This window comes from Streptomyces sp. NPDC002790 (assembly GCF_040295505.1).
GTDB lineage: Bacteria > Actinomycetota > Actinomycetes > Streptomycetales > Streptomycetaceae > Streptomyces.
This window is the reverse complement of record NZ_JBEOVM010000010.1, coordinates 52,781-65,796: the sequence shown is the minus strand read 5'-3', so window position 1 is coordinate 65,796 and position 13,016 is coordinate 52,781. Positions and strand designations below refer to the sequence as shown.

The window sequence follows — 13,016 nt, the reverse complement described above, 5'->3', positions numbered from 1 at the left end:
CCGGCCCCTCCCTACGTTCGATATTTCGAATGCCGCTCGTAACTTCGAACGGGACCGTAAAATCGAAGCGCTTCCGCGTCAATGGGTCGCGCGGGAATCGCGGGAAAAAGTACGGGGCGCACGACGCGAACGCCGTACGCCCCCGCCTCCTGGAAGTGGCTTCGCCGAAGTCTCAGCCTCCGAAAGCCGCCTGGGTCACCCCTTGCCCAAGTCCCGGCAGTACGAGCAGCGAGCCCGCGAGCGGCTCCGGCCGCTCCAGGCCGACCCGCGCCGACGTCACGTACAGATCCGTCAGGTCGGGACCGCCGAAGGCGCAGGCCGTCGGGCGCGAGACCGGCAGCCGTACGACGCGGTCGAGGGCGCCGGACGGTGTGTAGCGGCGGAGGGCACCCCCGTCCCACAGGGCCACCCACACGCAGCCGTCCGCGTCGACGGTCAACCCGTCGGGCGAGCCCGCTCCGCCCTCGACGGCCACCAACTCCCCGCGGTTTCCTATCCGTTCACCGTCCACGTCGAAGACGTCGATACGGCCCGTCGGTGTGTCGACGTAGTACATGCGGGCGCCGTCGGGGCTCCAACCGGTGCCGTTGGAGATCGTGACGTCGTCGAGGGCCTCGGTCACCGCGCCGTCGGGTGCGACGCGGATCAGGTTGCCGCCGCCGGGCGTCTCGTCGTACGGCATCGAGCCCGCCCACAGCGCGCCGTCGGGGGCCACCGCCGCGTCGTTGCCGCGCCGGCCGGGGACGGGCTCGCGGTGCAGCCATGCGAAGGCCCCGTCCGGGCCGTAACTCCCCACGCCGTCACGGAGGTTGACGACCAGGCCGCCTCCCGCGCGCGGCTTGGCGGCGCCCACGTGCTGTTCGGTGGCGAGGACGGTGCGGCGGCCGCTGCCCGGCTCGTAGGTGTGCACGCGGGAGTTCAGGATGTCCACCCAGATCACGCGGCCCGCGGCCGGGTCCCAGGTCGGGCCCTCGCCCAGTTCCGCCGAGGCCCGCACGGCCTCCTCGACGCGGACCGTCATCGCGCGGCCCCCCGGTGGCCGAGGCGCTCGGAGAGGTCGGCGGCGCCCTTCGCGGCGAGCCCCGCCAGCTCGTCCTCGCGCGCGTCGCTCCAGCGGATCATCGGTACGGAGATGGAGAGCGCGGCGACGACCCGGTTGGTGCGGTCGCGGACCGGCGCGGCGACGCACGACACGTCCGTGTTCGACTCGCGGCTCTCCACGGCGACGCCGCGCTCGCGCACGTCCTCCAGGTGCGCGCGCAGGGCCGCCGGGTCGGTGATCGAGTTCTCGGTCATGGCGATGAGGTCCGCGTCGTCCGGGATCCGCGCGGTCAGCTCGGCGTCGGGCAGCGACGCGAGCAGCATCTTGCCGACGGACGTGCAGTGCGCGGGGAGGCGGCGCCCCGCGGCGGACACCATGCGCACGGCGTGCGTGGAGTCGACCTTCGCGATGTAGATGACGTCGGTGCCCTCGAGGATCGCCACGTGGACGGTCTCGTCGCAGGTCTCCGCGACGTCGCGGGCGACGTGCTGCCCCTCGGCGGCGAGGTCGAGCTGCTCGGCGTACCGGCTGCCGAGCTGGTACGGGCGCACGCCGAGCCGGTAGCGGCCCGGCTGGCTCGGGACCTGCACGATGTACTGGCGGGCGGCGAGCGTGGTGACCAGTTCGTGGACCGTGGTCCGCGGAAGCTGTAGCTTGCGGACGATGTCGGGGGCGGACAGCGTGCCGTCCCCGTCCAGGAACAGCTCCAGTATGTCCAGAGCGCGGGTCACGGCTGGCACGAGACGTCCCACAACCGACCCCTCCCTATGTTTCGAGTCGTTCGAGATTTCAACGGACGGTCGGTATCACGAACATAGGCTAAGCGCAGGGGCATTGACCGGGCAATGGGTGTTCCCGTGCCCTGTACACGGTCTGAACGGGCCGCACGGTCTACACAGGCCCGAGCTCCCCCCGAAGGCGCCTGGCCCGCAGCACCAGTTCCAGCTCGAAGCGGCGGTCCGGGTCGTCGACCTCATCGCCCCACAGCTCGCGGATCTGGCGCAGCCGGTAGCGGACGGTCTGCGGGTGGACGCCGAGCCGGGCCGCGACCTCGGGGGCACCGCCGCGGGTCTCCAGCCAGGCGAGCAGCGTCTCGGCGAGCCGCCGCGCATGCGCGGGGCCGCAGCGGCCGAGGGGTTCGAGGGCGCGCCGCGCGAGATCGTCGACGAGCTCCTCGGGCTGGAGCAGGACGAGGGCCTGGGTGTGCTGGGTGCACTGCACCACTTCGGCGTCGGGCAGCAGTCCGCGCTCCATGAGGCCGACCGCGGCCTCCGCCCAGCGCAGCGACTTCGCCGCGTCGGCGGGCGCGACGGGCGGCCCGATCGCCCCGGTCCAGCCGGACAGCGCGCGGCGCAGCAGATCGGCGCGGCCCGCCGCGTCGGGTTCGGACAGGACGAGCCGGGGCCGCTCCGGCTCCATGTCGAGGAGGACGTCGGACCCGACGGCGGGGGCGACCGCGTCGCGGGCGGGCCGGAGCAGCACGCCGACGGCGACGTGCGCGGGCACCGGCCATCCGACGCGCGCCGCGCGTTCGGTGAGCGCCTGCACGGGGTCGCGGGGTGCGGCGGTCCGCCCTTCGAGGAGCAGGTCCATCAGCTTGCGCTGCTGACGCAGACGCTCGCCGGCCTGCCGGGCGGCGGCCTCTGCGTAGCCGCGCACCGACTGGTCGACGAGGCCGTCGAGGTACTCGTAGCCGGCCTCCGCGAGTTCGTACATCGCCGGGGGCGGGATGTGCAGCCGCTGCCCGATGTCGGCGAGGCGGCGCCAGGACATCTTCACGCCGAGCCGGTACATCGCCTGGAGCGAGTCGAGGCTGCGGCCGTGCAGGGACTGGCCGCGTCCGAACTCCTGGAAGAGGGCCGGGGCATGGCTCTCCGGGAGGCCGTCCGCGGCCCCGTCGGCGAAGCCGCGCACGAAGTCCTCGACGGCGCGGCGGATGCCGACGAGGGCCACCGCCTCGCCAGACTCGTCGAGCACGACGGGCAGTTGGGGGAACTCGCGGTGGATCTCGTCGAGGATGTCCCGGGCGAGCCGGGGTGCCTCGTCGAGGGCGAGCGCCACGAACTGCTTGGCCTGGAGGCGCGGCACGTCGCACCATGCGGAGCGAGCGGTGGCCGGCACGGATCAGCCCCCTTGGCCGGGCGTCTCGTAGGTCACCAGGGGCGTATTGGGCTGGTCCGGCGTCACGTTGATCAGCGCGAGCACGCCGAAGGCGGCCGCGAGGGCGAGCGCGGCTCCCGTGGCCGCGGACAGCGCGGCGGCGAGCAGTCGGTTCATCGCAGGGTCAGCCTCTCGTCGGTGATCCCGAGGTCGTTCCAGAGGTCGTTCCCCACCCGTGCGATGCGACGCGCGAAGCACTGCACGTCCCAAGTACCCAGTCTCCGCAGCACATTGACACTTCGTCAAGGGTACGTCTACGGTTCCCGGCCCAAAGGACCCTTCTGACGGATCCTGCTGGAGTCGCGGGCCCTGGCACGCACATCTGCTGCATTGTCGTCGGTTGCCCGATCCGTCAGAAGGGTCCTCACCGGCCGACCGCGTAACAGCACGCGAAGCCCCTTCTCCCAGGAGTGCCGGATGCGCCGTACAGCCTCACCGAACTCGCTGGTCATGACGGGTCTCGGCACCTTCCTCCTCGTCCTGGCGGCCCTGCTCGCCTGGTACGTCGAACCGCGTGCCGAGCGCACCCCCGTCGACGTCGACACGACGACCGTGTTCACCGGAACCGGCAGTTATTTCGACACCGCGAAGATCAGGACCGTGCGCGACCGCAAGCTGATCATCACCCGACAGGCCCGCGGCGACGTGGCCGAGAGCGAACGCAGCGGCCGGGCGGTGTGGGACGTCACGACGTCCGTCGACACCGCGAAGACCCTCCCGGCGGCCGATCCGCACGACGCGCTGCAGTGGACCCTGGAGCGCTGGGTCACCGACCGGAGGACGAACGCTCCCGTGCACTGCTGCGGCGAGCAGCCCTCCTTCAGCGGCGAGGCCTACCTGAAGTTCCCCTTCAATGTGCAAAAGCGCACCTACACCTGGTGGGACAACACGCTCGGCGCGACGGTCCCGCTCCGCTTCAGCGGCACGACCAAGGTGCAGGGCTACGAGGGCTACCGGTTCACCGGCACCGTCCCCGCCGCCAGGACCGGCTCCCGGCTCGTGCCGGGCCGGATCGTGGGGCAGCCGAACAAGAGCCAGGTCCTCGCCGAGGAGTGGTACGCCAACCACGGCGTCGAACTCGTCGTCGACCAGCGCACGGGCCGGGTCATCCACGCGGCCATCGGCCCCCGCAAGACGCTGCGCGCGCCCGGCGAGGACAAGGACGCGGCGGTGCTCCTGGACAGCCGGAGGATCGCCTTCACCCCGGCCACGCAGCGCGACCAGGTGGCCCTGGCGAAGGACGACAACGACCGGCTCACACTGCTCGGTACGACGCTGCCGCTGGTGGCGGGTGGTCTGGGTGTGCTGCTCGTGGCGGCCGGTCTCGTGTTCGTCGTACGGGGCAGGGGTGGCAGGCCGGAGCCGGAAGGGTCACAGCGTCCGGATCCCGATACGTCCCCGACGACCCTGGAAACGTCCACGATGTGACGGTACGTCAGTCAAATACGGACCGAAACTTGTCACGCGGGTGAGTAGCCGCATCGAACAGCGGGGCGAAAACTGTCCCTCCCCACCCCGTGCACAAGCTCCGCACAGCTTCGGCACCGTACCTCCCAGTACGCCCAAGTACGCCTGAACACCCGCGTACGCCCGACGAGTTGGAGCACCCATGCCCCAGCACGTGCCCCTCCCGCTGCGCGCCACGGCTCCACCCGGCGCACGGCATCCGCGACACGACCCCCCACACCCGCGCCGCATCGTGTTCCTCGCCCACCGCGACCTCGGCAACCCGGCCGCGGGCGGCTCCGAGCTCCTGGTCGACCGACTCGCCGAAGGACTGACCCGCCGGGGCCACCAGGTGACGCTGCTGTGCGGCGGCCCGGCGGCCTTCCGCGACTACCGGGTCGTCTCCGCCGGCGGCGAGCACGCCCACTACCTGCGGGCCCGCTCGGCCTTCGCCCGCCAGGTCGGCGACTGCGATCTACTCGTCGAGGTCTGCAACGGGATGCCGTACCTGGCCCCGCTGTGGCACCGCGGCCCCACGCTCTGCCTGGTCAACCACGTCCACACGGACCTGTGGCGGATGCGCCTTCGCGGACCGCTCGCACCCGCCGCCCACCTCGGCCGAAGACTTGAGCACTGGGCGCTCTCCGGCGCCCAGCGCCGCAATCTGCTCGTGGCCGTCTCGCCGTCGACGGCGCACGCACTGCACGCCATCGGCGTGGACCAGGACCGGATCCGCCTCGTGCCGAACGGCGTCGAGGAGCCGGGTCCGTGCGCGGACCGCTCCCCGGACCCGCTGTTCCTGGCGATGGGCCGGCTCGTCGAGTACAAGCGGATCGACCTGCTCCTGCGCCTGTGGGAACGGGTGCGTCCGGTGACGGGCGGCCGGCTCGTGATCGTCGGGGACGGACCCGAGGCGCCGCGCCTTCGCCAACTGGCGGGCGAAGGCGTCGAGTTCACCGGACACGTCTCCGAGGCCGAGAAGCACCGCCTGCTCTGCGAGGCCTGGCTGCTGCTGCATCCCTCGGCCGTCGAGGGCTGGGGCCTGGTCGTCACCGAGGCGGCGGCGCGCGGCACACCGGCGGTCGGCTTCGACGTGCCCGGAGTGCGCGACTCCGTCGAGGACGGCGCCACCGGACTGCTCGCGCGCGGCGAGTCCTCCTTCGCGGCGGCCTGGTGCACGCTCGCCCTGTCCGGGCACCGCCGCGAGCTGATGGGCAAGGCGGCCCAGGAACGGGCCGCGGGCTACCGGTGGGCGCACACCGTGCGGCAGTTCTCCGCGGTGGCGGCGGAGGCGGTGGGGGCCCGTGTCTGAGCCCCTCATGGGCCGGGCGCCATGACGGTGGTGGCCGGGGTCACCGGCTTCAAGGACCCGTCGTTCAGCCGGTCCCTCACCCTCTTCAAGGCGTTCCTGCGCGAGCAGCGCGACCCCGAGACCTGTTACGCGCTGCTCGCCCGGGACGCCGCCGACCAGGTGGAGGCGTACGGGAAGGTGGCGGGGAAGGTCGTCGTGGACGTGGGCGGCGGCAGCGGGCACTTCACGCGCGAGTTCCGGGCGCGCGGCGCGCAGGCCCTCCTCTTCGAGCCGGACACCACCGAACTGGGCCAGGACCCGCCGGCCGGCACGGTGGTCGCGGACGGCTATCTGCTGCCGCTGCCCGACGCGTCGGCGGACGTCACGTTCTCCTCGAACGTCCTGGAGCACGTCGCCGACCGCGACACGTTCGTGAGCGAGCTGATCCGGGTCACGAAGCCGGGCGGCCTGATCTACGTCGCGTTCACCAACTGGCTGTCCCCGTGGGGCGGTCACGAGTGGGCGCCCTGGCACTATCTGGGCGCCGACCGCGCGCAGGCCCGCTACCGGCGGCGCACCGGCCGCGCGCCCAAGCACACCCTCGGCGAGAACCTCTTCGCCCATCACATCGGCCCCACCCTGCGCCATGTGCGCGCCCGCGACGACGTGTCGGTCGTCGCGGCGCGTTCCCGTTACTGGCCGTTCCTCGCGGAGTCGGTCACGCGGGTCCCCGGCGTGCGCGAGTTCGCCACCTGGAACCTCCTCCTCATCCTCAGGCGGTGTCCCCCATGACGACCATGGTCCAGGCCCCACCGGCCGCGGCGACGCACCCGGACCCCGAGCCGGGTGCGCGTCCGCGCCGCTGGCTGTTCGCGTTCTGGGCCGTGTCGTTCGTCGCGTTCTGCGCGGTGCAACCGGGGCGTGCGACGTTCGAGACGAAGCTCGGCGTCTCACAGGATCCCTGGAAGTTCCTCGGTGACCTCGGGGAGCTGTGGCACGACAGAGCCGGTTTCGGCGGGATCTCCGACCAGTACATCGGCTACGCGTTCCCGATGCTGCCGTACTACGGCCTGACCGATCTGTTGCAGGTCCCGGTGTGGCTGGCCGAGCGGCTGTGGATGTCGATCGTCGTGACCGTCGCCTTCTGGGGCGCCCTGCGCCTCGCCGAGCGTCTCGGCATCGGCACGTCGGGAAGCCGCCTGCTCGGCGCGGTGGCGTACGCGCTGTGGCCGACGTTCACGATCGTCGTCGGCTCGACGTCGGCGGCGGCGCTGCCGGGCGCGTTCCTGCCATGGGTACTGCTGCCGCTCACCAACCCCCGTACGACGGCCCGCATTTCGGCGACCCGCTCGGCACTCCTGATCCCATTCATGGGCGGCGTGAACGCGGCCTCGACGCTGGCTTCCCTCCTTCCCGTCGGCCTGTATCTGCTCTCCCGGCCGCCGTCCGCCCGCAAGCGCCGCCAGATCGCGTGGTGGGCCCCCTCCGTGGTCCTGGCGACGGCCTGGTGGACGATCCCGCTCGTCCTGCTCGGCATCCACGGCGAGAACTTCCTTCCGTTCGTGGAGAGTTCACAGACCACGACGGACACCATGTCGGCGACGGAGACGCTGCGCGGCTCCGGGAACTGGGTGGCGTACCTGCACCTGGGCGACGCCTGGCTGCCCGCCGGCTGGGCCGTGGCGACGTCGGTGGTCGTCATCGTCTGCTCGGCGCTCGCCGCCGCGCTCGGCCTCGCGGGCCTGGCACGCCGCGACATCCCGGAGCGCCGCTGGCTGCTGCTCACCGTGATGGCCGCGGCCCTCATCACCCTTGCCGGCTACGGGGGTTCACTCGGCGCGCCCTTCCACGACACGGTGCGGTCGTGGCTGGACGGGGGCCTCGCCCCGTTCCGCAACGTCTACAAGTTCCAGAGCGGGCTTGCACTGGCCCTCGTGCTCGGCATCGTCCACCTCGTGGGCGTGGCCGCGAATCCGCGCGGCGCCCGTCCCGTGCGCGGGAGGCGGTACGCCACACTGATCGCGGCGATCCTCATCGTGCCGGGCCTCGCCTGGCCGTACCTCAACGGCTCGATCCTGCAACCGGGCGCGTTCCAGAAGCTCCCCACGTATTGGGAGACGACGGCCGACTGGCTGAAGAAGTACTCGCCGGACTCCCGCGCCCTCGTCGTGCCCGCGACCGCCCACGGCATCTACACCTGGGGCTCCCCCATCGACCAGCCGCTCGACGTGCTCGCCGACTCCCGCTGGGCACAGCGCGACTACGTCCCGTTCGGCACCCGCGGCAACCGGCGCGCCATGGACGCCGTCGAACAGGCCCTGATGAGCGGCACCCAAGTACCGGGTCTCCAGGACTACTTGAGCCGCTCAGGCCTGCACTACGTGGTGGTCCGCGGCGATCTCGACCCCGACCAGTTCGGCTACGTCCCGACAGCCACGGTCAAGCGGACGCTGACCGAGTCGGGCTATGAGCGGGTGACCGGGTTCGGCCCCAAGGTCACGGGCGGCCGCATCGCGGAGAAGACGCCGGTCCAGATCGAGGGCCTGTACCCGCGCAGCCGCGCCGTCGAGATCTACGCGCCGCGCGACGCCTCCGACCGTCCCGGCCAGGCGGGCCTGCTCCCGGTCCAGAACACGGCGGAGGTCAGCGGCGGCCCCGAGGCCCTGCTCCGGCTCTCCTCCGACCCGTCCTTCCTGAACCGCCCCGCCGTCCTGACCGGCGACAACCACCCCGGCATCGGCAACCCCGCCCTGAAGATCGCCGCCGACGGCCTGCGCCGCGCGGACACCCGCTTCGGCCTGGTCAACACCAACACCTCGTACCCGTACACGCCGAAGGAACGCAACAGCCCGAACGCCTCCGAGAACCCGGGCGAGGAGCCGAAGCAGATCCTCCCGACCGACGGCATCGCCCATCAGACGACGGCCGACATCCGGGGCGCCCGCTCGGTGACAGCCTCCTCCAGCGGCAACTGGCTGCTGCACCTCCCCCAGTTCGACCCGGTCAACGCCTTCGACAAGGACCCCGACACGGCGTGGGCGGAAGGCGCCCCCGACTCCGCCAAGGGCGAATGGGCGCGCATCGACTTCTCCGAACCGACGCGGATCCCCGCCACCATCCACCTGACACCACTGCCGCAGAACAACGTGCGGGCGGCCCCGACCCGCGTACGGATCGAGACGGACAAGGGCTCCACGACGGCCAACATCCAGCCGAACGGCAAACGCCAGAAGATCAAGTCTCCTTCCGGTACGGCGAATTGGCTGCGCGTGACGATCCTCGACGCGCAGCGCGCCCGCCCCGGCCTGACCGGCGCCGGATTCACGTCCATCGACATCCCCGGCGTCCGGGCGACCCGCGCGCTGCGCCTCCCGGCCGACTCCGAGCAGGCCGACCAGTACTCCTTCCACCGCGCCACGAGCGACGGCGGCCTCACCCTCACCGACACCGAGCGCTCCCTGAACCGCGTCTTCACGACGACCGGCGAATCCACGTACGACTTCGAGGCGAAGGCCGCCCCCACCCCCGGCCCCGCGCTCGACAAGCTCCTCTACGACCTGGCCCCCGACCAGCGCCGCAAGATGACGGCGACCGCGGACTCCACGGCCGAACTCGGCCTCAACACCACGCCCCGCAACCTCACCGACGGCGATCTGACGACGGCCTGGATCGCGGGCGACGACCCCACGATCCACCTGCGCTGGCCGGACAAGCAGCCCGTCTCCACCCTCGTCCTCGCCGGGGCCGGCGGCCTCACCACCCGCCCCGAGAAGATCGAGATCAGCAGCCCGGACGGCGCGGCGGTGGCCGGCGTCGACGAGAACGGAGTGGCCCGCTTCGACCCCATCACCACGAACCGCCTGGACATCACCATCACGAAGTCGGCCCCGCTCAAGGTCCACAACCCGGTCGCCGACAAGGACCTGCAGCTCCCCGTGGGCCTGACCGAGGCCTACATCCCCACCCTCGACGCCTACCGCGTCGAACAGCCCACGCCAGAGCGCAGGTTCAGCCTCCCCTGCGGCAAGGGCCCGACGGTGACGATCGACGGCACCCGCCACCGCACCTCCGCGAGCGGCACCCTGCGCGCCCTGACGGAACGCCGCCCGGTCACCGTGAAGCCGTGCGGCGCGGCCCTGGACCTCCCGGCGGGTCCGCACACCCTCAAGACCTCCCCCTCCGGCCCGCTCTCCCTCACGGACATCACCCTCACCAACACCACAGCCACCACGGAGGCCGCGCCCACCGTCCGCGGCCTCACGGTCCGCGACTGGCTCGGCGACCGCCGCGAAGTACGGGTCGACGCGGGCGAGGCGACGTACCTGACCATGTACGAGAACGCCAACGACGGCTGGGAGGCGACCCTCGACGGCAAGAAGCTGTCCTCGCTGCGCCTGGACGGCTGGCAGCAGGCGTGGCTGATCCCCGGCGGAGCGAGCGGCACGGTCAAGCTCTCCTACGCCCCGGCCCGCACGTACGAGATCGGCCTGTTCGCATCGGGCGCGGCGATCCTGGCACTGGGCGCGCTCTGCCTGTGGCGCAGGCGGGACACGGAAGCGGCGCCCCCGGCCCCGCCGCCGGCGCCCGGCTGGATCATCGGCACGGCCCTCCTCACGGCCATCGGCATCGTGATCGCGGGCCCCTGGGCGGCCCTGGTCCCGGCCCTCGCCCTCCTCGCCTGGAAACGCCACGCCCTCCTGGTCCCGATCGCGTTCGCGGCGATGACGGCGGCTGGCGTGGTGGCGGCGACGGGAGCGGGCGAACCGGTCCGGGAGGGATCGGGCGCATACGGCGCGACTCCCCAACTCCTGGCGCTACTGGCCCTGTTCGCAGCACTGGTGACGGTTCATTCAGCCCCGCCGGCGATTGAGTCGCGGGGCCCAGCCAATCAAGCCTTGCCGCCACATGAGGCGCAGAGTCCAACTATTCAAGCTCCTCCGGCGATTGAGGAGCGGGGTCCGGGGCAGAGCCCCGCGACCTCGACCGAGTCGGCCGAGACCTCACGGAAGGGCGCCACCCCATGACCGCCCTGGACCGCCCCACCCGGGGCAACCACAGCAATCGGCCCAGCCGAATCCCCTTCCCGACCGTCGACGAGGTCTCCCGCCACTGCCTCCAGGACCGCGAACCGGAAACCGTCCACATCGAGATCCACCTCACCGGCACCCTGAACCCCACCCGCCTCACCACCGCGTTCACGAACGCCCTCCACCACCACCCCCGCATCCTCATGCGCGAGGCCCCCCGCCCCTGGTACAGCCGCCGCTACGAGTGGGAACTGACCCCGACCCCGGACACCCCCTCCGTCTCCTTCCCGGCCCCCACCCCGAACGCCCTGCACGAGGCCCGCACCCGCTCCCTCGCCGAGGCCCCACCCCTCACCGCCTCCCCACCCGTACGCCTGGAGGCGGTGGAGCACCCGCTCACACACACCACCGTGCTGTTCCTCACCATCAACCACACGGCCCTCGACGGCCCCGCCTGCCTCCGCGTCATCGCCACCGCGGCGGAACTGTACGGAGGCCGCGACAACTCCCCGCCCCCCGGCGGCGCACCGCAACCACCTCCCCCGCCACCGGAGGCCCAGCCGTCCCCCTGGTCCCGCCCCGCCCGCGTGGCGACCGGCACCCCGGACCCCCGCCCCGGCAACGGCCTCCTGGTCACCGAGCTGTCGGTGCCCCGCCGCCCCAAGGGCGCCCCGTACACCGTCAACGACCAGCTGATGGTGGCCACGGCCCGCACCATCGCCGACTGGAACGAGGAGCACGGCACCCACCACACCCACCGCCCCCTGCGCGTCACCATGCCGGTGGACGACCGCCCGCGCGACACGACGATGCCCATCGGCAACGGCACCCGCCTGGTAGAAGTAGCGCTCACCCCGACCGAGTTGAGCTCACCGACCCCCACCCTCCTCCGCCTCACCGCCACCCGCACAGCCGCGCTCAAAGGCCAACCACGCCCCCAACTCGGCCACGGCGCCGCCCTGTTGACCAGCCCCTACGCCCCGGTCGCCTGGCGCGCCGCCGCCACCCGCGCCCTGCGCACGGCAGCTGCCCCGTGGACGTCGACGACCCTGCTCAGCAACATCGGCCGCATCCCGTACCCGCTGGACTTCGGCGACGGCGGCCACGCCCGCGCCGTCTGGTTCTCAGCCCCGGCCCGGATGCCGCGCGGCCTCACCTTCACGACGGCGGCCACGGCGGGCCGGCTCCACCTGGCCCTGCGCTGGTCGCGCACGCTGCTCGGCCCCGGCGACGGGGCCCGCCTGCGCGACCTGTTCGAGCAGCACCTCCACGCGACGCAGGAGGAGGCACCATGACAACGACAACGCACCCCGAACCCGAGTCCCCACCAAAGGACTTGAGGGACTTCTACGAGAACCCGGCCGTCCCGGTGGCCTCCGGCACCCCCCGCACCCGCCGCCAGGCCCGCATCCTCGCCGCCGCCCTGTCCGGCACCCGCCACGCCACCGTCCTGGACATCGGCTGCGGCGACGGCACGGCCGCGGCCACCACCGCCCGCCTCCTCCCCGGCACCGACGGCCACCGCCTCATCGGCGTCGACTGGTCACAGGACGCGCTGCGCCGCGCGGCCCGCCGCGTCCCCGGGGTCGTACGCGGTGAACTGACGGGCCACGGACTGCCGTTCGCCGACGCATCCGCCGACGCGGTGTTGCTCTCCGAGGTTGTCGAGCACCTCGTCGACCCCGACGCCGCGCTCGACGAGATCCGCCGCGTTCTTCGCCCGGGCGGCCATCTCATGCTGTCCACCCCGAACCTGGCCGCCTGGTACAACCGGGCGCTGCTCCTCGCCGGAGTGCAGCCCGTCTTCTCGGAGGTGAGCCTGCGCGCGATCCACGGCAGGCCGGGCACCGAGGTCGTGGGCCATCTGCGCCTCTACACGCCGCGCGCCTTGCGGGAGTTCGTCGCCGCGTCGGGCTTCGAGGTCGTACGCCTCGCGGGGGCACCGTTCCACGGAGTGCCACGCCCGCTCCGCCCCCTCGACCGGCTCGCCTGCGCGGCCCCTTCCCTCGCCTCGATCCTTCTCCTGCACGCGCGAAGGACGTGAGGGGCG

Annotated in this window: 10 protein-coding genes; 6 read left to right on the top strand and 4 right to left on the bottom strand. The window is 72.4% G+C overall.

Features of this window, described 5'->3' with window-relative positions:
- Positions 1–172: 172 nt before the first annotated feature.
- From ABT004_RS08305 to ABT004_RS08290, 4 genes are all read right to left on the bottom strand, one after another.
- Positions 173–1,021, bottom strand: coding sequence for an SMP-30/gluconolactonase/LRE family protein (locus tag ABT004_RS08305; RefSeq protein ID WP_351332747.1), 849 nt, complete (start codon positions 1,019–1,021; stop codon positions 173–175).
- Entirely contained in the window at positions 1,018–1,794 is a 777-nt protein-coding gene (locus tag ABT004_RS08300) for an IclR family transcriptional regulator (RefSeq protein ID WP_351332744.1), read from the bottom strand. Before ABT004_RS08300 ends, ABT004_RS08305 begins: the two co-directional genes overlap by 4 nt.
- Before the next feature lie 139 nt (positions 1,795–1,933).
- Positions 1,934–3,163: a PucR family transcriptional regulator gene (locus tag ABT004_RS08295; RefSeq protein WP_351332742.1), complete on the bottom strand. Its 1,230-nt coding sequence runs from the start codon at positions 3,161–3,163 to the stop codon at positions 1,934–1,936.
- Positions 3,164–3,166: 3 nt separating this feature from the next.
- A complete protein-coding gene (locus ABT004_RS08290; protein WP_351332739.1) occupies positions 3,167–3,319 on the bottom strand; it encodes a hypothetical protein in 153 nt (50 codons plus the stop codon).
- 300 nt (positions 3,320–3,619) lie between these two features.
- Here ABT004_RS08290 and pgfA point away from each other — a divergent pair, with 300 nt between their 5' ends.
- The 6 genes from pgfA (at position 3,620) to ABT004_RS08260 (ending at position 13,010) form a co-directional block, all read left to right on the top strand.
- Positions 3,620–4,630 carry a cell envelope lipid trafficking protein PgfA gene (pgfA, locus tag ABT004_RS08285; RefSeq protein WP_351332737.1) on the top strand — a complete coding sequence of 337 codons (1,011 nt, stop codon included), beginning with the start codon at positions 3,620–3,622 and terminating at the stop codon, positions 4,628–4,630.
- Positions 4,631–4,811: 181 nt separating this feature from the next.
- Positions 4,812–5,960, top strand: a complete 1,149-nt coding sequence (locus ABT004_RS08280; RefSeq protein ID WP_351332734.1) for a glycosyltransferase family 4 protein — start codon at positions 4,812–4,814, stop codon at positions 5,958–5,960.
- Positions 5,961–5,981: 21 nt separating this feature from the next.
- Positions 5,982–6,731 (top strand): class I SAM-dependent methyltransferase, encoded by a 750-nt coding sequence (locus ABT004_RS08275; RefSeq protein WP_351332731.1) that lies wholly within the window; start codon positions 5,982–5,984, stop codon positions 6,729–6,731.
- Positions 6,728–10,963, top strand: coding sequence for an alpha-(1->3)-arabinofuranosyltransferase (locus tag ABT004_RS08270; protein WP_351332728.1), 4,236 nt, complete (start codon positions 6,728–6,730; stop codon positions 10,961–10,963). The genes ABT004_RS08275 and ABT004_RS08270 overlap by 4 nt, the downstream gene beginning before the upstream one ends.
- Positions 10,960–12,261 carry a condensation protein gene (locus ABT004_RS08265; protein ID WP_351332725.1) on the top strand — a complete coding sequence of 434 codons (1,302 nt, stop codon included), beginning with the start codon at positions 10,960–10,962 and terminating at the stop codon, positions 12,259–12,261. The genes ABT004_RS08270 and ABT004_RS08265 overlap by 4 nt, the downstream gene beginning before the upstream one ends.
- On the top strand, positions 12,258–13,010 hold the full coding sequence (locus ABT004_RS08260; RefSeq protein ID WP_351332722.1) for a class I SAM-dependent methyltransferase: 753 nt from the start codon (positions 12,258–12,260) through the stop codon (positions 13,008–13,010). Before ABT004_RS08265 ends, ABT004_RS08260 begins: the two co-directional genes overlap by 4 nt.
- Positions 13,011–13,016: the final 6 nt, after the last annotated feature.

Coding starts and splice junctions, on each gene's coding strand:
- ABT004_RS08280 (WP_351332734.1), top strand. CDS start 4,812: ATGCCCCAGCACGTGCCCCTCCCGCTGCGCGCCACGGCTCCACCCGGC.
- ABT004_RS08290 (WP_351332739.1), bottom strand. CDS start 3,319: ATGAACCGACTGCTCGCCGCCGCGCTGTCCGCGGCCACGGGAGCCGCG.
- ABT004_RS08275 (WP_351332731.1), top strand. CDS start 5,982: ATGACGGTGGTGGCCGGGGTCACCGGCTTCAAGGACCCGTCGTTCAGC.
- ABT004_RS08260 (WP_351332722.1), top strand. CDS start 12,258: ATGACAACGACAACGCACCCCGAACCCGAGTCCCCACCAAAGGACTTG.
- ABT004_RS08305 (WP_351332747.1), bottom strand. CDS start 1,021: ATGACGGTCCGCGTCGAGGAGGCCGTGCGGGCCTCGGCGGAACTGGGC.
- ABT004_RS08265 (WP_351332725.1), top strand. CDS start 10,960: ATGACCGCCCTGGACCGCCCCACCCGGGGCAACCACAGCAATCGGCCC.
- ABT004_RS08270 (WP_351332728.1), top strand. CDS start 6,728: ATGACGACCATGGTCCAGGCCCCACCGGCCGCGGCGACGCACCCGGAC.
- pgfA (WP_351332737.1), top strand. CDS start 3,620: ATGCGCCGTACAGCCTCACCGAACTCGCTGGTCATGACGGGTCTCGGC.